This is a genomic window from Sulfitobacter sp. HNIBRBA3233, assembly GCF_040149665.1.
Lineage (GTDB): Bacteria > Pseudomonadota > Alphaproteobacteria > Rhodobacterales > Rhodobacteraceae > Sulfitobacter > Sulfitobacter marinivivus.
In genome coordinates this window covers 1-18,206 of the sequence record NZ_JBEFLP010000001.1, presented here as the reverse complement: position 1 = coordinate 18,206, position 18,206 = coordinate 1, and the positions used below count along the sequence as shown (strand labels likewise).

The following is an 18,206-nucleotide window of genomic DNA, read 5'->3' as shown; positions in this document are numbered from 1 at the left end:
TTCATATCCTTTCAGAGGTTTTGGGAAAGCGAACGCGTTCTTTGATCCAGGCTCACAGCCCGGGAAGTTGTCGAGCCGTTGCAGCATCTGCAACGGGCCGTTGGTATGGCTCGCACGAGGACACGCACCGCCCTACAACGGCGGCGCTGCATGGTGCGAGAGCATGTTTGTCGAGTTGCACATTGTCCTTTAGTCCGGTGCAGGCGTGGTCATTTCTCTGGCGCCAGCACGAAGTCATGAATGACTTCGTAGAATGGGCCATCAACGCCTTCGGCTACGATCCGACCGGGATCTTCGATCTTTTCGAATTTTGCCATCAGCGATTCCTTGACCCCGAAGACCGCATCGGAGTGAATATAGTCGTCGTCGGGATCGAATATATGCGTCACAAGCCGCTCATACCCGTCAGCTTCGACAATATAGTGCAGGTGCGCAGGTCGAAACGGATGCCTGCCAAGCTGGCCAAGAAGCCTGCCGACCGGACCGTCATCCGGGATGGGATAGAAGCGCGGCTTGGCGCCCCAGAACCAATAGGTCCCGTCGTCACCTGTTCTGAACACACCGCGCAGGTTGAAATCGGGCTGTATGCCTTTTTGCTGAACGTCATAGAATCCGTCGTCATTGGTCTGCCAGACATCAATCTTGGCGCCCGCGATCGGGTTGCCATCAACGTCAAGGATCCGGCCCTTTACCAGCATCTTCTCGCCTTTGCCGTCGAGGCAGATGTTCGACCCCATGGGCCGATCCGGCGCGTCGGGCACGTGGAACGGACCCAGCACGGTGCTTTCTGAAGCACCGGACGGCTTGCGGTTGTTGATTGCATCCACCAGCATCGACACCCCCAGCACATCGGACAGAAGGATGAATTCCTGCCGCCAGTCATCGCTTTTATGGCCGGTTTCGGTGAGGAACTTGATGGCTTCGAGCCATTCTTCCTGCGTTGGCTCCACTTCTTTGACCATAGCGTGAAGGTGCTTGATAATCGACGACATCACCTCCGCCAGCCGAGCGTCCTTGGCCTTTGCATTCCGGCTGACGACGACCTCAGCAGAATTTTCCTCGGTGAAATAGCCTTGTTCTGTGGGATTGCTCATGCGGCACCTCTGATATCCTGGGCTTCTCCCGGTTGCAGAATTGTCGTCAGCACCCGGCGCAGTTCGGTTTCCGGATCCTTGACCATCTCGTCCGCACGCCATGCGACGTGGTGATCCGGGCGCACCAAGATACAGCCGCTGTCGCGGATTTCGCTCACACGCGCCCAATCGCCTGTATGATCCTGAATGGCGCGGCGGGGGCCGATCAAATGGACATTCACGGTCACACCAAGCTCGGCGCTGATTGCACGGGCTGCGTCTTCCCACGCTTCACCGCCAATCCCGGTGAGCAGCGAAAAGGCACCGTGCCCCGCAAGGTCAAGCGTCGAGACCTTCTGCCCTTGGGACGTGAACACCCAGACATGCGGCAACCGTGCGCCCGGCCAGGTGGTCGGGTGATAGTGCAGTTCCTCGTCCATCGAAAACGCGGGCTCCAGCTGCCCATCGGTGACCACGGCATCTGAGCTGTAGCGCTGGTTCATCTCGACACCGTGGCAGTCGAACTCGTACTTCTTGAAGGCGATGGCCTCGCGCAGCGCGGCGCGTTGCTTTTCGGCCGCCGCATTCGCTTCGGTCCTTGCGTCCATGTTTTGCTGCATCTTCACCGGATCCACCGATCCTGTCAGGCCAAGTGCGTCGAAGATCGGACCAAACTCCCCGATCGATTGGTTCGCGCGGGTCACGATCTTTTTCGCGACAGGGGCGCGCTCTGCGGTATAGCTGTCCAGCAGACCTTGGCCGGCCTGCCCCTTCAGGACAGCCGCCAGTTTCCAGCACAGATTAAACGCATCCTGAATCGAGGTGTTCGAACCGAGCCCATTCGAGGGCGGGTGCCGGTGTGCGGCATCCCCCATGATGAACACGCGACCGTTTTGCATCTGCGTGGCGTAGGCGTTGTTGACGGTCCAGGTATTGGCGCTCAACAATTCGATCTCGAGCTCCGGATCGCCAACCAGCTGGCGGGCGACCTCGGTTGCATATTCTGGTGTGACGTCCGGTGCGGGCTCGTTGATGTCATAGCCCCAGACGATCAACCATTCGTTCCACGGCCGGATCATCCGGACCAATCCCATGCCGATCCCGCCGACATTGGCACCGGGTTGCATGACCCAGTACAAAACCGACGGGCGGTGGGCGACGTATTTCGTAAGGTCCGCCTTGAACAGAATGTTCATCGACCCGCCTACGCCCATCTGGCCTTCGATCGGCAGATTCTCATTCTCGGCGACCAAAGAATTGCCGCCATCCGCGCCGATCAGGTATTTGGCACGGATCGTCAGTTCCTGCCCGGTAAGACGGTCGCGCACGGTCGCAGTGACGCCATCGGCGTCCTGTACGTGGCTCAGATACTCTGTGCTCATCCGGGTCTGGCTGCCGCGTTTGGCAGCGGTCGTGAACAGCAAGGGTTCCATATAGGTTTGGGGCAGATCGTTCATGAAAGTGGGCGAGGACAGTAGATGCTCGGCCTTGGACATCGGATGTGTTCCCCAGCTCTTCATCCGTCCGATTTCCTCGCCAGCGAGGCTTTCGCAGAACACGTTCTCGCCCATGAGCTCCTGCTCGGTGGCATGCATGTAGGCCTCCGTCTCGACCTCGCGGCCCAGATCGCGCAACACCTCCATCGTGCGTTGGTTGGTGATGTGGGCGCGCGGCGTGTTGGCCAGCCAGCGATAGCGGTTGATAGCGATGTTCTCGATCCCGTAGGTCGACAAGAGCGCCGCACTCGCTGATCCGGCAGGTCCCGTCCCGATGATCAATACATCTGTTTCCATATCAGCCATGAAAGTCTCCCTGATGGTACAAGTGCCACCGGTTCCGGAACCCGGCCGGTGGCACGGAATTATTAGGCGTCAATCCAGTCGTAACGCTCTGTATCCCGGCCCGCGTAGTCTGGGTCGAGATAGATGAACAGGCGGGTGATCTTGCCGTCGGTTACCTCGAAGCAGTCACACCAACGGCCCGCGCCCCATTTGACCTCGTCTGCCCTCCACGGGCCATCGCGATGCTGCCCTTCGCTTGTTCCCTCGACGACAAAGCGGTCGGTGCCGGTCATGTACCAGTTGAACCCCTCGTAGTGGTGGGTGATGGACTTCAGCGTTCCGCCGACATCCGAGAACATCTGCACAATTTCGTCCATGCCGCGGGCGATGCCCCACTTCGGAAAATAGACCTCGGCGTCTTGGGCGAAGTGATCGAACAGGCCCAGCCCTGTGGTTGGCGACACGCCGCCGGCATCCAACGCCTTGAGATAGCTTTCGGCGACCGCCTTGCGGGCGTCCTCCGCAGCATCCTGCGCTGTGGCAGGGCCGGAAACACCTGCCGCGACAGCCAAGGTTGCGGCGCCAACAATCAGTGCACGACGGTCCGTGCTGTCGATTTCTTTCATGTCATCGGTCATTGCAGTCTCCTCCTTGGTTGTTGTGTGAATAACGGTCACCGCGGCCGCCGGAGCGTGCGCCTGATGGGAAACAACTGGATGCCTGATTTATCCGAAATCAGCCCCCAGAGGCCGCGTGGCGCGAAGAGCATCACGACGATCCCCAGACCGCCGAGGATCATCAGATACCAACTGCCGAAATCTGCCAGAAAACGCTGGAGGACAAAGAACACCAGCACGCCGATGATCGGCCCTTCGATCGTGCCGATGCCGCCGATCACGACGATGAAAATCACATAGGCGGTCCAGTCCGTGACGCTGAAGGCGGCATCCGGGCTGATCCGGGATTTTTGCAGATAGATCAGGCCACCGGCGACACCGGTCCCGAAGGCGGAAACCAGAAACACCTGCCACTTCATCCGCACCGCGTCCACGCCGACGGATTTGGCGGCTTCGATATTGTCGCGCACCGCAGCCAACGCCAGCCCGCGTTTGGTGCGCAAAAGCCAGTAGATGCCCCCGATGGTCAGCAACGCCAATACCAGCGCCAGCCAGTAGGTGACGATGTCCCGCGCGGCACTGGCGCGCACGTCGAACGCGGCCTCGACCCATTCGACCCCAAGAAAATCGCGCGCCTCCCGTGGCAGGGATGTGCCTGTCCCCCCGCCCACAGTTTTCCATTGCGCCACGGACAGGCGCACGACTTCAGCCACGACCCAAGTGCCGATCGCGAAATACGCCCCTTGCAAACGGAATGCGAAGAAGGCTGTGGGCACAGCGACGATGACGGCAGCAACCCCCGACAGAAGAAGCGCCAGCACCGGGTCCATGCCCCACAGGATCGCCGCCCCGAAAAGCGCGTAGGCGCCCAGCCCGACAAAGGCCTGCTGACCAACGCTGACCAACCCGCCATAGCCCGCAAGCAGGTTCCAGAATTGCGCCAGCGTCAGCATCGTCAGGATGAAGAACAAATCCTGTATCAGACTGCGGCTTGCAAAGATCGGCATCGCAAAGGCCACGGCCAACAGGATTAGACCGGCAATACCAGCCGCTTGAGATGCCTTCGTCCTGGTCTCGACCAGATAGCGCGATTGATTAGCCATCCCCATACCCTTCAGTCATAAGCACGCGGGAACAGCCCGCGCGGCCGGAACAGCAACACCACCAGAAACGCGACGTGACCCGCGAGGATCTGCCATTCAGGGTTGACGGCCGCTCCAACGGTCTGCGCCACCCCGATGATGGTCCCCCCGACGAGCGTCCCCCAAAGGGACCCAAGGCCGCCGATGATGACGGCCTCGAACGCGTAGATAAGCCGCGCAGGACCAATCGTGGGGTCGAAATTCGCGCGCATTCCCAGATAGAGCGCCGCAATCGTCACGACGATCATCGCGATGCCTGTCGCTGTGGCAAAGACGCTGGCAGGTTTAATCCCCATCAGGCTTGCGGTCACCGGATCGTCCGACGTGGCCCGAAACGCGCGACCAAGGGCCGTGCGGTAGAACAAATGGTTCAGCGCGACGATCACCAGAATGGCCGACGCAAAGGTCAGAACCGGCATCACACCCAGCGTCACCGGCCCCAAATCCACCGATGCGGTTTCAAGCGCCCCTGCACCGACCCTTTGGCTGTCGGCCGAAAACCCCTCTAACAAGACGTTCTGCAAGACGATGGACAGACCAAAAGTCACCAACAGGGGTGGCAGAATATCCTCTCCCAACACCCGGTTGAGCACGACACGCTGCAAGATCCAGCCGAATGCGAACATCACCGGCATCGCGATGGCCGCGGCCAGAAAGGGGTTGATCCCAAGAAAGGATACAACCAGCAGAATGATGTAGGCCCCCAGAACGATCAAATCGCCATGGGCCAGATTCACCAGCCGCATGATCCCGAATACAAGGCTGAGCCCGGCGGCGAAAAGCGCGTAGAGCCCTCCCAGAAGAATGCCCTGCACGATTGTATCAAGCCAAATCATACTGTTGCTCCAAAATAGGCGTCGTGAATGGCCTGACGGCTCAGTTGATCGGGCGTGCCTGTCAGCGTGATGCGGCCTTCCATCATACAATAGACCCGGTCAGCGACTTTCATCGCCTGCCCGATATCCTGCTCAACCACGATCACCGAGGCGCCTGACTTCTGGATCTGCGGGAGCGCCTTGTAGATGTCGCGGATGACCACCGGGGCAAGGCCAAGGCTGATCTCGTCGCAGAGCAGCACACGCGGGTTGCTCATCAGTGCGCGCCCGATGGCCACCATCTGTTGCTGACCACCCGACAACGAGGTGCCGGGGGCGCTGCGTTTTTCACGCAGGATCGGGAACAACTCGTAAACTGTGTTCAACGTCCAATGACCATCAACCTTCCGGCTGTGGGCCCCGATCAGCAGATTTTCCTCGACACTGAGGGACGGAAAGAGCTTGCGCCCCTCGGGCACCATCGCGATCCCGAGGCCTAGTATCTCATTCGCTGGACGCGCGCCGATCGGACCGGATTGAAACGCAACCATCTCAGGCGCATTGGTCAACACGCCGGCGATGGACCGCATCAGGGTAGTCTTGCCTGCCCCGTTCGCGCCGATGATGGCGATGGTCTCTCCCTCGTTCAGGGTGATATCGACGCCGAAAAGGGCCTGAAAGTCACCGTAATGCGCGGTCAGGTTGCGGGTCTCCAGCAGGCTCATATGTCGATCCCCAGGTAGATTTCCTTGACCTCGCGGCTGTCCATGATCGCCGCCGGTTCGCCCAGACCGATGATCTTGCCGAAATCCAGCACCAACAGACGTTCGACCACGGAATTGAGCGCATGCAGGACATGTTCGATCCAGATGATCGTGACCCCTTCGGCGTGGATGGCGCGGATCGTCTGGATCAGGGCCTGACACTCCGCCTCGGTCAGCCCGCCCGCGATCTCGTCGAGCAGCAAAAGCCTGGGGCGGGTCGCCATCGCGCGGGCCAGCTCCAACCGCTTGCGCTGCAACAGGCTCAGGGATCCGGCAGAGGCATTTGCGCGGTCCATCAACTCGGTCCGCTCCAGTATCGCGGCGCAGTCATCCGTCACTTCTCGTTCTGACAGATTGCGGCCGTGGGTCGCGGCCACGACGAGGTTTTCGAACACTGTCAACTGTGAGAACGGCTGCGGGATCTGGAAGGACCGCCCGACCCCCGTCAGACATCTTTGCATCGGCGACACGTTGGTCACATCTATGCCGTCGAATTCAATGCGACCCCGATCTGCCGGAATGTTGCCGGTAATCAGGTTGAAGAGCGTTGATTTGCCCGCGCCATTCGGTCCGATGATGCCCAAGGCCTCGCCCTGCGGCACGTCAAAGCTGACGTCGTCGGTGACCGTCAGGGCCCCGAAGGATTTCGATACATTTTGCAAGGACAGAATAGTCATGGGCCGCTTTCAGGATGAGGTGCCGGCCCCGCGCAGAACACGCGGGGCCCGCTGGTTCGAGCGCTAGCTGAGCGCTTCCATGACGCCACCGGTCGGAATGTTGGGGGCGGTGGTGTTATCGACAACGACAAGCTCGAACGACCCGTCTTCCTGCCGCCGCCACTGCCCCCCTACGAGCGGTGTCTTGCACACGTTTTGCGCGGCGAAGGGTGGGACGCCTTCGCCGTTCCAGGCGATCTTGCCAACCATCGTATCCAGATCGGTGGCGCGGATCGTTTCCACGACATTCTCCGGATCGGTCGGATCATCGGCCCGCTTGATCACGTCCGCCGCCATTTCAAACAGCGAATGAACAAACCCGATCGGCTGGGTCCAGGGGCGCCCCGTCGCATCGGTGAACCCGGCGGCCAGATCGGCACAGCTTTCACCGGTCAGCGACGATGTGAACGGATGGCTGGCCGACCACCACACCTCTGACGACAGATTGTGCCCGGCCTCCCCCAAGGTCTCGACCGACTGCGGGAACAGGATCGCCTTGGCAACGGTGATCGCCTTCGGGCTGAACCCCTGCTGGATCGCCTGATTGCGGAACGTGGTGAAGTCCGGCGGGATGACCACACCGGTGACGATCTCTGCGTTGGCGGCCTTGAAGGCGTTGATCTGCGCACTGAAATCATCGGTCAGGTTCTGATACCGGCCCGGATCGACCGTATCATAGCCTGCAGCCGCAAAGCCGGGCGCGACGCCGACATTTGGATCACCCCATGCGTTGCCGTCCGCATCGTTGGGAAACAGCCCACCCACCTGTTTGTTGGTGTCCAGCTGGTTCCACATATTCGTGAACACGCCGATGACGTCCTCGAGCCCCCAGAAATAGTGGTAAGCGAACTCGAACGGCTGCCAGGACGACGGATTCCCCGGATTGCCCTGCTGGCCGATGAAGAACGGCTGCCACGGGGCTTTGGTGGAGATCACAGGAATTTCTTCGCCCTCGCAGACCGTGGCGACAGGGTTCGTGGTTTCCGGCGTCGACGCCACCAGCATTAAATCAATCTCGTCGTCGATGATGAGTTCCTGCGCGACCGATGCGGCGCGGTTCGGGTTCGACTGGCTGTCTTTGACAATCACCTCGACCGCGATGCCCTGTTCGGCCATCACGCGGTTGAACATGTCGATGGTAAAGCTGTCAGCCTCTGCGAAACCGGCAAGCGGCCCGGTTTGCGGGCTGACATAGCCGATGCGGACCGCCCTGCCCTGCGCAATCGCCGGCATCGCCAGCCCAGATGCACCTGCCAGAAGTCCGGTTGCGGTGGCTGTCTTGATCAATTTGCGCCGTGTAATCATCTGAGTTCCTCCCTCTGTGATTTTCGTATTCCTAGTTATCGGGACGCGTCCCCTCCCACGCGGCCTCCAGTAAGTCTCGGATATCGGAGCGGTCAAACGCACGGGGGTTGTCGTAGGGATTGCGCGTTGCGATTTCGGCGGCCCGGTCAAGGTCGTCCGCGCTGAACCCCAGATCCGCGAGCCTGAGTGGCGCGCCATGGGCCTTGGCGAAATCCCACAAGCCCCCACCGACGCTGCCACCGAAAATCTCGGCCACAGGGGCAAGCTTGTCCGGCACGGCGACCGCATTGAAACCGGCAGTATGGGGCAACATGATCGCATGGGTGTCCGCATGCGGCAGGCCAAAAGACCCGCCAAGAACATGGCAAAGCTTGTGATGCAGCGCCATGGACACGTACCCAAGCGCCGTGGAACACAACCATGCACCATACAGCACCTTGGATCGGGCCTCGGCGTCGTTCATGTCTCTGACAACATCCGGCAGCGCATCCTTGAACGCCCGCATCGCGTCCAGCGCCATCATATCCGTGATCGGATTGGCGTCGGCGGCATAAAGCCCTTCGATGCCATGGGCGATCGCATTCAGCGCCGAGGTGACAGTCATGTCCACGGGCAGGCTGAGTGTCAGGTCAACATCATAGATTACGACCTCGGGCCGGATGGATGCATCGCGGCGGGTCGTTTTTTCGCCGTCGGTCGTTTCTCCCAGAATGTCGGTCATTTCAGATCCGGCATAGGTGGTCGGGATCACGATCTGATCGGCCCCCGTACGCGTGGCGATAGCCTTGGCCAGCCCGACAGTAGATCCGCCGCCGATCCCGACCACGCAGGTTGCACCGCTTTTTCGGAAGGCCTCGATGGCGCTTTCCGTCACGTCAACCGGCGTATGCATCGCGGCCTGCGTGAACAGCCCCGCAGCAGCTTTTCCCAGATGGCCCGCGACTGCTTCGGCCTGATTCAGCTGATGCGGAGTGGAAAGCACCAATGCGCTTTCATGCCCCAACGCCAGAAGTTCCTCACCGACACTGGCAAGCGTTCCACGGCCAAAGACCACGCGGGTCTGGATGCCCGGAAAGACGAAACCGCCGAGACCCGTCATACAGCCGCCCCCAGCAATGGGCGCTTCTGCGCAAGATTGGCCAGCATGTCAGAAATGACTGCAATCTCTGTGTCCGTCACCTCATGGGGTCTGCCGGGGAAGAGATCGGAACGGATCCGCGCGCCTGCGCGGGTGAGATCGCCCAGCATATGATGATAGGCATTTTCCGGGATCCACGGATCTTCATCACCGCAACTGGCGTATACCGGCAAATCGGTCAGTCGCGCCTGCGGCAGCTTATCGCTTGCAGCGCCAACCCGGCAGGCGGTCAGCAAACACGCCGCATCAGCGATTTCAGGCTGGCGCATCAAGAGTTCGACCGCCAGACAGGCGCCTTGGGAAAACCCGCAGAGCAGGAGCGGACGGTCCGGCGTTTCGGCCCTCGCTTGCGCGATCACTTCAGAGACCGCATCGATCGCCGCCTCCAGTTCCCGGGATGTCTCATCCGTCAGTGGATCAATGGCGCGGGCGGCATACCAACCGACGTCATCGGATTTGGGCAGGACAAAACGCACCTTCGGCAGTGACAGACGATCGACAATCGATGCCATCATGTCTGCCTGTGTCTGCCCGCGTCCATGTATGACGATGCAGATTACCTCTGCATCGTCGGAACTGGCCCCACGAAAAATGGTTTCCGCCATAATCGGGCTCAGAATTCGGCTGGTTCGAGACCAGCTTCCATCTCGGCGCGGCGATCTTCGAACCAGGGCGGGAACACCAGCGTCTGCCCAATTGCATCGGCCGGTTCGTCCTTGGCCCAACCTTCGGGTACGGTCCATGCCAGTTCAAACAAGGCACCGCCGGGGCTGCGCACATAGCAGGACTTGAAGTACATCCGGTCTTTCTGTTCGGAAATATCCGTGAACCCCAATCCTTCGATATGCGCGCGCAGCGCCATCTGGTTTTCTTCGTCACCGGTGTTCAGCGCGAGGTGGTGAATCGTGCCCCCCGACAGCGTCCATGTGCCCTGGGGCACTTCGGGTTCATGCAACACCTCGACGATGGACTTGGCACCGTCATTCGTGGGCACTGCAAAAGCCAGACCTTCATGGTTGTCGGCGATCTTTTCCATGGGCAGCGCAATCGTCAGGAAATCGTCCATGGCCGACCGGTCCATGACGGACACCGCACCCCCGTAAATCCCCTTGATGCCATGTTCGGCGCTCACGCCCTGTGCTTCATTGGCGATCGGTGTGCGGTTGTCGTTTGGGTTTTCGACCAGTTCATGCGGAATGCCGCAGGGATGTTCGAAGACCACGCGGTCAGCGCCAAAGCGCGTTGTTTTGGTGGCAGTAACGCCCATTTCATTCAGGCGATTCACCCAAAAATCGCTCGCGCCGACAGGAATGGCCTGCATGACGATTTTTGACTGGTTCGAGCCACGGCGGCCATAAATACCGGGCTTTTTGAACGGAAAGGTCGTGATGATCGTCGATGCGTCGCCGTTCTTGGCCCCGTAGTACAAGTGATAGACAGGTAGCACGCCGTCGAAAAGCACTGTGCGCTTGACTGAATAAAGCCCGAGCATCTTGGTGTAGAAGTCGAAATCTTCCTGCACGCCGTGTGTGCTAAGCGTTAGGTGATGATAACCACTGATCTGTGCCATGATCTCTCCTCCAAGAGCGTCAGTTTTTATTTGGGACCGTCTGTGATCGGTCAGTTCTGTAAGGGAGGTTTGAACACGAATGACGGTAGCGCCTTGTGCGTACCGCAACCGCTCGTTTGCTCACATAATGAACAAACGAATCTCCTCCTGATAAAATTATGCGCACCGCAATCATATGATAGTATCGAAATACTATAGTCTGGTATAACATATTGTTATGAAGATCGATGAAAGACATCTGGCCCAACTCGCCGCCGTGGTCGAGGCAGGCGGCGTCACGGAAGGGGCGAAGATGCTGGGCCTCAGCCAGCCAGCCGTTTCGCGCACATTATCGACGCTTGAAAAGCGGCTCGGTGAGCCGCTGTTTCTGCCGGGGCGCAGGCCGCTTGTGCCGACAATCATCGGCCAGCAACTGGCCGCGAGCGGCAAGGTGATCCTGGAGGCAGGGCGCAAGGCATCAGAAGCCGTCGTCGGGTTTCAGGCCGGTTCTGCCGGCACGGTGCGCCTTGGCGGTGTCCCTTTCTTCATGGATGCGATTATTTCACGTATGATCGGCCAGTTCCAACAACAGGAACCGGACATCCGCGTTGACCAGTCCTACGGGAACCTCCCGGAAATCCAAGCGGGGTTGCGATCGGGGCAACTGGATCTGGCGGTCTGTCCGCTCGGCGTGGTCGACGCCGGGTCAGAGCTGCAATTTACCCAGATCCTGCCGGGCAGAAACGTCGTTGCCGCCCGCGCAAGGCACCCCCTGTTCGGGAAAAAGGCGGTCACGACAAATGATCTGCTGCGCTATCCGTGGATCGGACCATTACCCGGCTCGCCGCTGCTGTCCGACCTGCATTCAATTCTTCTGGCCATCGGCATGAGCAAGATCAACGTCCGCTACACGGGCGGATCCCTGATGAGTGTGCTGAACTATCTGGAAGAAACAGATGCGTTGACGGTCCTGCCGCAAAGCGTGCTGTTCGCCTTCCGCCAGTCGCGGCTGTTCAGGACGATACCAATCAAGATCCCGCAGCCGGACCGGTCGCTGGGTTTTCTGCGGCTGAAAGATGCGCCTGTCTTGCCAGCGTCGGAGAAACTTCAACGTTTCATAGGCGTGGCCTTTGACGATTTGCGCGCCATCATCCTGCGTCACGAGAATTCGGTGATTTGGGGCACGTAAGGCAGGCGGCAGAACCGAAAGCCTTGTACGTTCCAGTCCGATATGTCCCGCGCAGTGCCTGGGCGACCCATCTTGCCATCGTGGTCGCGACTGACAGTCGATCCTTCATTGCGCGGCCGAGGCCTCGGCAAGCATATCGATGCGCTCTGCAACTTTCCGCAGCACAAGCTCTCGCTGCGGAATCGAAGATGGAATTTGTCGCACAGGACAATGCTCCCTCTCGCGCAATGCTGGGAAGCTGCAGATTGAGGCAGATTGCAGGCAAATCGGTTGTGATGTTTTCAAGAAGAACGAAATCGCAGATCCCTTCCCCGCCACGCGGATACCCCAGCACCATTTGCCCGACCCTTGGCACGCCAGTTCATCTTCCAATCGTACGGAAAATTGTAAGCGACGTCGTTTCAGCAAATGCCCGCTTTGGGTCGGTGTTACGGTAAAACTGCGCCGCTGCATTTCAAACATGGGCCCCTTGGAATTGAGGTTTCTTCATTTTGATAATCCGGTTGATGCAGATACCCGCACTTTTCCACATATCCTGATTATACTTTCCTGAGCGGAAAAAACCTCCTAGCCTAAATCCAAAGAAAGCTGCTGAGACCGTACCATGCGACCAAAAATCATTTTATTAATCCTTTCACTGGTTCTTTTCGGATGCGGAGGCGTGACCAAGATCCACAATCCGACTGGCGACGATATGCTTCTACTGCGGTCCACCGATGGCCAAGACCCCGCAGATCATTCACCGCGCAGCACCCCGATCAACGTGGCGATATTTTTCGACGGTACGGGAAACAATCTGAATTCGACCACAAATGTGGGCCGTCTTCATCAACTCGTCGTCAATCAGGATCGAACTGACAATGCGGTTTTCTACACGTCCGGTGTAGGGGCGGACAGGACTGGCGCCATTGGTCTTGGTACTGGCTTGGGATTTCGCAACGATGTTGAAGAGGCGTACGGGTTTCTGTCCGATAGCTATGAACGGCCCGAGGATGTCATCCACCTTTACGGATACTCCAGGGGCGCATTCGCGGCGCGCGCTTTGGCCGGATTGGTTCACACGGTAGGATTGGTCGATCTTTCGGTACTCAAGACCCAAAAGGAACGCGAACAGTTTTTGTCTGATCTGTTTACCGCCTATAAATTTCCGGCAAGAGGTCTAACGGCAAGGGACTGCACCGCCGGCGTGGATAGACTACAGGAGTCGATCGCCCTTCGGCGCTGCGCCACCAAAGCGGTTCGCAAAGCCTACGGGGTCAACGTCAAGCCAAGCGGCGCGCATCAGGACGTCAGGTTTTCCATCGTCGGCTTGTGGGATACGGTCGAAACTCTGGGATTGCCCAACGGCACGCAAGACCCGGACGAATACAATCACCGGTACTCTGACCAGATTTGCAATATGGACAGAGTTTTGCACGCCGTATCGCTACACGACAACAGGGCCACAACATATACGCCGATCCTGATGACCAGAAACAGGCTGGTCCGCGATTGTGAAGGGGCACGCGATCCTGGCGTTCGGGAGGCGCTTTTTGATCGGGTTGAGGAAGTCTGGTTTGCCGGCGACCATGGGCAGATCGGTGGAACCGAGGATCTAGGTTATCTGTCGGGCGTATCTCTGAACTGGATGTTGAGCAAAGCTGCCGATGTTGGTGTGAACAATCAGCCCCTGTTTCCAAAGCACGCGCGCGTGTATGAACAACCTCTGGACTTCGTGAAAGACGCAGAGCGGCAAGATCTATTTTTCCAAACGGTGTTCAAGCGGCAACTGCGTACCGTCAGCCTGTTTGTGCAACCCGCGGAGCGGCCTGTAACCGCCCCACTCGACAATGCCGAGATGTTGTCCACGGGGTCCGGGCGGCCTTGCGAGGTGAAAATACACACGTCTGTCGAGCACTGGCTGAAGGCTCGAAAAACCATTACAAGCAGGGACCGGCAGCCAATTGCCAAAAAGGCGCTGCCAATGCTGAGCCGGAAGGTCGTCGAAAAACAAATCAGCGACCTTGAAGACGCGAAATCAGATGGCTGTCCGTTGATCAACATAGAATACGTCGACTGATTGCCGCGCTATTGGGTATAGGGCTGGTTCAAAACGGATCGAAACGTTCGGCCACCGGCGCAAACACGATGTCCACCCGATCCTCCGCCGCGAGGAACCTGAAGTGTTTGTAAACCGCGTCATGGTTCTCGAAAACGGTTGGCGTGAGCCTGTAGTCAGGGGCTTCGAGCGGTTTTTGATGATTGTCCCAGTGGGTCAGATAGACCCGTTTGGCCCCGGTCGCGCGGACAACATCCGACCAATACGCATCCCACTCTTCACGCGGTCGCAGCGACAGACCGCCGATACTCAGAAAGACAACATCAGCTTTGATATCTGCGTCGGAAAAGACCGTCCCAATCTTTCCTGCGCTTCCAACGAACAGGATTCTTCTGCGATCGTGTTCGATCCAAACCGACAGGTTATGACCAAGACCCATGTCCCAGATGGGACTGGGAAACCGGAAACTGCTCGGCGTTCTGTCTTCGATCAAGCCCGAAATAAGGTTCTCGTTATGCTCTGTCTTGAACAAACGAACCTTCATACTCTCCAACGGGACCGGTGCTGCGTCAGAGCCTACATATTCGCCAAGTGAGAGCCGGCTGGCCTCCGCCTGAGGCCAGTTGAATTCCTCGGCCCGGTTTTGCGTCACTCTTCGGGTTTCGTTCCAAAGCGGCACCGCAGACTGGTCCAAAAGCATAGGCGCCCCAGCCCAGCCAGCAATATAAGGGGCGTCCATGACGTGGTCGTAATGGCCATGCAGTGTCAGCACCAGTGACAGGCGCTGATGTTCTGGTACGAGGCAATTTACGTTTTGGCCCGACAGGTTTCGGGCGCTCGCAGACTTGCAGATCGACAGGTCATGCAAAAGGGGATCCAGGCGTTCAGCCGACGGCTGAATCGGGAGGGTCAGCAGGTGACGAGAACGGCTGAGATACCCATCCAGCAAGAATTGTTCAGTCGAGGTTTCAATCAAGAAAGACGTGGTTCCAAGGAAAGTAACGGACAGAGAGGAAGGCTGCTCGGATCGCTCAACAGGTTGCAGGGCGGCCGTTCTGATTTCGTAATTTGCACATCCCGAAAATATGCACGCGATTGCAAGCCAGCGGAGTATTTTCATAACAGACATCTTCATCCCGATCCGATAAGCGTTAATCAGTCAGTTTCAGCGCAATCACATCGACAATAGGTGCCGGTCGTTGGCTGTTTCAGCAACCCGCCCCTGCCCGGCAAACAATCGTTGGCGGCACGCCTTTCATGCCGCACTACTCGGGCAACCCGGCCAGTTCCAAACCTTCAAGCAACCTTTGCCTGTCACTCTCGCGCTGTAGCCACATCCGATCCTCGTGTTTGGTTCGCGTATAGCCCGGAATGATATCCAGCAGTCGAGAAACCGCCTTTCCTGCTTCTTCGAGCTCCCCCAAAAACGCGCAGGAGGCTGCAAGAAACGTGTAAACACCAAACCAGTTGGGTTTGATGAGAACATATCTTTGGCATTCTTGCTTGGTGATCTCGTAGTTTCCGCTAACGAAATTCGCGATAATAATCGCTATTTCGCGCTGAGACCGGTCTAGTTTGACCGAAGCTCGTTTATGGTGTCATCAACCTTTGCATACCCAGTCCGAGACAGATGAGGAAGAGTTATTAGTTTTCCGTCAGTCCAGCCTTCAAGATACCTTGTTGATGGCACGCCATGCGAAATGATTACCCGGGGTTTGAACGCTGCCAGCAATAGATCAAATGCTTCTGTATTACTCTTTGGCATATTTGTCATTTTGGTTGATGGCGTGGCGAAAATATTGGTTTCCAATATATCGGGTACCGATGCTTTGAAGCGATCAATACGGCGGCGCGTTGCTGAAGTTCCTTTGCCACGTTCTGCCCGTTCAGCATTGTAATCATTGCGCCATGCTGCAAGATCGAAGCCGTCCTCAGAAGACCAGAAGCGCCACCAATCGCCTCCTTCCGTTGCCGCGTTGTAGCCCACGATCCAAACCGAGCAATCCGATGGATGACCGTCGCAAACAAAAGGTCTTTGCGTAGACGGCCTTCCAATGATTGCCGCAAGACGTTTTTCAAAATTGGTCATAGGCAAGTATTCTCTGGACTTTCGAATGCGCGCAAGTTGGGCGTCTGTGGACAACGACAGCTTCCTCCGTATTGCTGGCTTTCGCGAGTTGATTGAAGCTGCTGCAGCCGACCGCTGAAAGGCCACCGAGCACCTCTGAAGACAAGTGTGTGTGGACGTACTTTCGTCTTGGCTCCTAGAACTGTGCCACTGCACGAGATGCCAGCGGTACCGGGCGAGTTTCGGCGCGTGGCGGTGCGCCCCGCGATGCATGCAACCTGCGTCCCGTGAACGTGAAGAACCGGCTAGTGACAAACCATCGTGTCACCAACAAGCAGTGGCGGGCCGAAACCAGAACCACGCGACCTGATACCTGCGACCTCCAAGGGGGCATTTCAGTCCCAGAAACTGCCCCGTATGCAGGAAACGCGATACCCAAATATCCAGCTCTTTGAGGACCGCAGCGAAGCGCCTGATCGCAAGATGCAGGTAGGGAAGCGCCGATAACGGCACCTCACCTACCCGAAAGCTCTTTATCTCTTCGCTTTAGACAAAAAACGGCCAACCGGATCATGACGGCTATCGGTTCAAATGCATCCCGGCATCGACGAGCAGGAGTTCACCGGTCACGTGGCGTGATGCATCCGACACAAAAAACAGTGCGGCGTCCGCAATGTCATCCGGCCCCGAAGCAACGCCCAGAGCGGCCTTTGCTTCGACTGCGCGCACCGTCTTTTCGAATGCCTGCTCATCCATTGCGTCCTTGAACCAACGTGTGCCGATGAACCCCGGACAGATGGCGTTGACACGAATGGCCGGGGCAAGGGCACGGGCCAGAGAAACTGTCATGGTGTTCAGCGCACCTTTGCTGGCGGCATAGGCAACGGAGGATCCGATGCCCTTGATACCGGCGATGGAAGAGGTGTTGAGCACAGCGCTGGCGCGTCCTGTGGTTTGATGCGCCGTTTCGAGAAGGGGTTTGGTCGCTTGCAGCATCATGAAAGGGCCGACGACGTTGACTTCGTAGGTGTCCATGAAATCATCCTTGGACAAGGCATCCAGATCGGAATGATCGCGCGCGTGGCGTGTTATTCCTGCGTTGTTGACAAGGATGTCCAGTCGCCCCCGCCGCGCGGCGGCCTCGGCGAGTGCCTTGCAGCCCGCCGGATCGGCAACGTTCGCCTGGATGACTTCGACCTGCGACCCCGCTGCCCGACACAGATCAGCGGCTTCTTCCGCTTCTGCAGAGGAACGTGAGTAGTTGATGATCACATCCGCACCACGTTCCGCAAGCTTGACCGCGATTGAGCGACCAAGTCCCGTGGCGGACCCCGTTACCAAAGCGATGCGCCCGTCCAGATCAGTCATCGAATACTCCTCCTCACTTCTTGTCGTGGCTTCAATTATTCAGTTTCGCGAGCGAAGCCGTTTCCGCAGACGTCATCACCGCCTTGCCGTTTATGCAGCATAATTACGCCAGTGGACTGCCCCGTCGATTGGTCCGGTTCAAGTGTTAATGCATGCGCGGACTTTGGTCTATCGGGCCGGTGATTTTGCGCATTGCCCTCCGGTAGCCCTCGGCGCGTTGCGATGTGATCATATCTCAATGGCGACACTTTTCGATCAGGATTTCGATTTGGGGCAACGTGGTGAAGGATTCTCCACCAAGCAGCTCTCCCCGGAAACGGGCGCTGCTTGTCGTTTTAAAGAGCAATTCGCGAGCCCATTCATCCCGTCGATCATTCAAAAGTTCATAGCCTCCGCACCGAGCTCAAGTTTGACAAAGTTTTCCCGGCACTGACGTCTGACCCATCCCTGTGCCGCTGCGGACAGTGGCGAGCGGAGCACAGCAACGTGACGGTGTCTGGGCAACGCATTTGTCGCGGTCCTGGCCAGCACCGCACCGCACAAGGGCCTGTGCCGGTTTGCCAAGCCAAACGCCGCCCCCCTTTCGGGGAGCGGCGGGTGTTTCGCGTCGGGGGCGGAGTCGGTCGGGGATCAGACGATGTCG

Annotated in this window: 19 protein-coding genes; 3 read left to right on the top strand and 16 right to left on the bottom strand. The window is 58.3% G+C overall.

Annotated features, from left to right (window positions below; all coding sequences use genetic code 11):
- Positions 1-52: 52 nt before the first annotated feature.
- The 12 genes from ABMC89_RS00095 to ABMC89_RS00040 form a co-directional block, all read right to left on the bottom strand.
- The gene (locus tag ABMC89_RS00095) at positions 53-238 is read right to left on the bottom strand and encodes a 3-keto-5-aminohexanoate cleavage protein (RefSeq protein WP_349563947.1); all 186 of its coding nucleotides are present in this window, start codon (positions 236-238) and stop codon (positions 53-55) included.
- Entirely contained in the window at positions 210-1,094 is an 885-nt protein-coding gene (locus ABMC89_RS00090; RefSeq protein WP_349563945.1) for an intradiol ring-cleavage dioxygenase, read from the bottom strand. Before ABMC89_RS00090 ends, ABMC89_RS00095 begins: the two co-directional genes overlap by 29 nt.
- Positions 1,091-2,875 (bottom strand): FAD-dependent oxidoreductase, encoded by a 1,785-nt coding sequence (locus tag ABMC89_RS00085; RefSeq protein ID WP_349563943.1) that lies wholly within the window; start codon positions 2,873-2,875, stop codon positions 1,091-1,093. Before ABMC89_RS00085 ends, ABMC89_RS00090 begins: the two co-directional genes overlap by 4 nt.
- 62 nt (positions 2,876-2,937) lie before the next feature.
- On the bottom strand, positions 2,938-3,492 hold the full coding sequence (locus ABMC89_RS00080; protein WP_349563941.1) for a nuclear transport factor 2 family protein: 555 nt from the start codon (positions 3,490-3,492) through the stop codon (positions 2,938-2,940).
- A gap of 35 nt (positions 3,493-3,527) precedes the next feature.
- Positions 3,528-4,574 carry a branched-chain amino acid ABC transporter permease gene (locus ABMC89_RS00075; RefSeq protein WP_349563939.1) on the bottom strand — a complete coding sequence of 349 codons (1,047 nt, stop codon included), beginning with the start codon at positions 4,572-4,574 and terminating at the stop codon, positions 3,528-3,530.
- 11 nt (positions 4,575-4,585) lie between these two features.
- Positions 4,586-5,449, bottom strand: coding sequence for a branched-chain amino acid ABC transporter permease (locus ABMC89_RS00070; RefSeq protein ID WP_349563937.1), 864 nt, complete (start codon positions 5,447-5,449; stop codon positions 4,586-4,588).
- A complete protein-coding gene (locus ABMC89_RS00065) occupies positions 5,446-6,153 on the bottom strand; it encodes an ABC transporter ATP-binding protein (protein ID WP_349563935.1) in 708 nt (235 codons plus the stop codon). The genes ABMC89_RS00070 and ABMC89_RS00065 overlap by 4 nt, the downstream gene beginning before the upstream one ends.
- Positions 6,150-6,869, bottom strand: coding sequence for an ABC transporter ATP-binding protein (locus ABMC89_RS00060; protein WP_349563933.1), 720 nt, complete (start codon positions 6,867-6,869; stop codon positions 6,150-6,152). Before ABMC89_RS00060 ends, ABMC89_RS00065 begins: the two co-directional genes overlap by 4 nt.
- A 63-nt stretch (positions 6,870-6,932) precedes the next feature.
- Positions 6,933-8,213, bottom strand: a complete 1,281-nt coding sequence (locus ABMC89_RS00055) for an ABC transporter substrate-binding protein (protein ID WP_349563931.1) — start codon at positions 8,211-8,213, stop codon at positions 6,933-6,935.
- Between the two features lie 31 nt (positions 8,214-8,244).
- Positions 8,245-9,312: a maleylacetate reductase gene (locus ABMC89_RS00050; protein WP_349563929.1), complete on the bottom strand. Its 1,068-nt coding sequence runs from the start codon at positions 9,310-9,312 to the stop codon at positions 8,245-8,247.
- Positions 9,309-9,956, bottom strand: coding sequence for an alpha/beta hydrolase (locus ABMC89_RS00045; protein WP_349563927.1), 648 nt, complete (start codon positions 9,954-9,956; stop codon positions 9,309-9,311). The genes ABMC89_RS00050 and ABMC89_RS00045 overlap by 4 nt, the downstream gene beginning before the upstream one ends.
- A gap of 8 nt (positions 9,957-9,964) precedes the next feature.
- Positions 9,965-10,921: a VOC family protein gene (locus ABMC89_RS00040; protein ID WP_349563925.1), complete on the bottom strand. Its 957-nt coding sequence runs from the start codon at positions 10,919-10,921 to the stop codon at positions 9,965-9,967.
- 217 nt (positions 10,922-11,138) lie between these two features.
- Here ABMC89_RS00040 and ABMC89_RS00035 point away from each other — a divergent pair, with 217 nt between their 5' ends.
- Positions 11,139-12,089 carry a LysR family transcriptional regulator gene (locus ABMC89_RS00035; RefSeq protein WP_349563923.1) on the top strand — a complete coding sequence of 317 codons (951 nt, stop codon included), beginning with the start codon at positions 11,139-11,141 and terminating at the stop codon, positions 12,087-12,089.
- Positions 12,090-12,194: 105 nt separating this feature from the next.
- On the opposite strand, the gene ABMC89_RS00030 is transcribed toward ABMC89_RS00035, so the two are convergent.
- Positions 12,195-12,551, bottom strand: a complete 357-nt coding sequence (locus ABMC89_RS00030; protein WP_349563921.1) for a hypothetical protein — start codon at positions 12,549-12,551, stop codon at positions 12,195-12,197.
- Between the two features lie 199 nt (positions 12,552-12,750).
- On the opposite strand from ABMC89_RS00030, the gene ABMC89_RS00025 reads away from it, so the two are divergent.
- Complete coding sequence (locus ABMC89_RS00025) at positions 12,751-14,148, top strand: phospholipase effector Tle1 domain-containing protein (RefSeq protein WP_349563919.1); 1,398 nt, start codon at positions 12,751-12,753, stop codon at positions 14,146-14,148.
- Positions 14,149-14,176: 28 nt separating this feature from the next.
- Here the strand turns inward: ABMC89_RS00025 and ABMC89_RS00020 are convergent, their stop codons facing one another.
- The 3 genes from ABMC89_RS00020 to ABMC89_RS00010 all read right to left on the bottom strand — a co-directional run bounded on the left by ABMC89_RS00020 (position 14,177) and on the right by ABMC89_RS00010 (position 17,563).
- Positions 14,177-15,247 (bottom strand): MBL fold metallo-hydrolase, encoded by a 1,071-nt coding sequence (locus tag ABMC89_RS00020; RefSeq protein ID WP_349563917.1) that lies wholly within the window; start codon positions 15,245-15,247, stop codon positions 14,177-14,179.
- A 450-nt stretch (positions 15,248-15,697) separates the two neighbouring features.
- Positions 15,698-16,216 carry a hypothetical protein gene (locus tag ABMC89_RS00015; RefSeq protein ID WP_349563915.1) on the bottom strand — a complete coding sequence of 173 codons (519 nt, stop codon included), beginning with the start codon at positions 16,214-16,216 and terminating at the stop codon, positions 15,698-15,700.
- Positions 16,217-16,774: 558 nt separating this feature from the next.
- On the bottom strand, positions 16,775-17,563 hold the full coding sequence (locus tag ABMC89_RS00010) for an SDR family NAD(P)-dependent oxidoreductase (protein ID WP_349563913.1): 789 nt from the start codon (positions 17,561-17,563) through the stop codon (positions 16,775-16,777).
- 238 nt (positions 17,564-17,801) lie between these two features.
- Here ABMC89_RS00010 and ABMC89_RS00005 point away from each other — a divergent pair, with 238 nt between their 5' ends.
- Complete coding sequence (locus tag ABMC89_RS00005; protein WP_349563911.1) at positions 17,802-17,996, top strand: hypothetical protein; 195 nt, start codon at positions 17,802-17,804, stop codon at positions 17,994-17,996.
- Positions 17,997-18,206 lie beyond the last annotated feature (210 nt).

Excerpts from the sequence above, each read along its gene's own strand:
- ABMC89_RS00010 (WP_349563913.1), bottom strand. The coding sequence starts at position 17,563 with ATGACTGATCTGGACGGGCGCATCGCTTTGGTAACGGGGTCCGCCACG.
- ABMC89_RS00085 (WP_349563943.1), bottom strand. The coding sequence starts at position 2,875 with ATGGCTGATATGGAAACAGATGTATTGATCATCGGGACGGGACCTGCC.
- ABMC89_RS00060 (WP_349563933.1), bottom strand. The coding sequence starts at position 6,869 with ATGACTATTCTGTCCTTGCAAAATGTATCGAAATCCTTCGGGGCCCTG.
- ABMC89_RS00080 (WP_349563941.1), bottom strand. The coding sequence starts at position 3,492 with ATGACCGATGACATGAAAGAAATCGACAGCACGGACCGTCGTGCACTG.
- ABMC89_RS00035 (WP_349563923.1), top strand. The coding sequence starts at position 11,139 with ATGAAGATCGATGAAAGACATCTGGCCCAACTCGCCGCCGTGGTCGAG.
- ABMC89_RS00045 (WP_349563927.1), bottom strand. The coding sequence starts at position 9,956 with ATGGCGGAAACCATTTTTCGTGGGGCCAGTTCCGACGATGCAGAGGTA.
- ABMC89_RS00090 (WP_349563945.1), bottom strand. The coding sequence starts at position 1,094 with ATGAGCAATCCCACAGAACAAGGCTATTTCACCGAGGAAAATTCTGCT.
- ABMC89_RS00070 (WP_349563937.1), bottom strand. The coding sequence starts at position 5,449 with ATGATTTGGCTTGATACAATCGTGCAGGGCATTCTTCTGGGAGGGCTC.
- ABMC89_RS00005 (WP_349563911.1), top strand. The coding sequence starts at position 17,802 with ATGGCGACACTTTTCGATCAGGATTTCGATTTGGGGCAACGTGGTGAA.
- ABMC89_RS00040 (WP_349563925.1), bottom strand. The coding sequence starts at position 10,921 with ATGGCACAGATCAGTGGTTATCATCACCTAACGCTTAGCACACACGGC.
- ABMC89_RS00095 (WP_349563947.1), bottom strand. The coding sequence starts at position 238 with ATGACTTCGTGCTGGCGCCAGAGAAATGACCACGCCTGCACCGGACTA.
- ABMC89_RS00065 (WP_349563935.1), bottom strand. The coding sequence starts at position 6,153 with ATGAGCCTGCTGGAGACCCGCAACCTGACCGCGCATTACGGTGACTTT.
- ABMC89_RS00050 (WP_349563929.1), bottom strand. The coding sequence starts at position 9,312 with ATGACGGGTCTCGGCGGTTTCGTCTTTCCGGGCATCCAGACCCGCGTG.
- ABMC89_RS00030 (WP_349563921.1), bottom strand. The coding sequence starts at position 12,551 with ATGTTTGAAATGCAGCGGCGCAGTTTTACCGTAACACCGACCCAAAGC.
- ABMC89_RS00055 (WP_349563931.1), bottom strand. The coding sequence starts at position 8,213 with ATGATTACACGGCGCAAATTGATCAAGACAGCCACCGCAACCGGACTT.
- ABMC89_RS00015 (WP_349563915.1), bottom strand. The coding sequence starts at position 16,216 with ATGACCAATTTTGAAAAACGTCTTGCGGCAATCATTGGAAGGCCGTCT.
- ABMC89_RS00020 (WP_349563917.1), bottom strand. The coding sequence starts at position 15,247 with ATGAAAATACTCCGCTGGCTTGCAATCGCGTGCATATTTTCGGGATGT.
- ABMC89_RS00075 (WP_349563939.1), bottom strand. The coding sequence starts at position 4,574 with ATGGCTAATCAATCGCGCTATCTGGTCGAGACCAGGACGAAGGCATCT.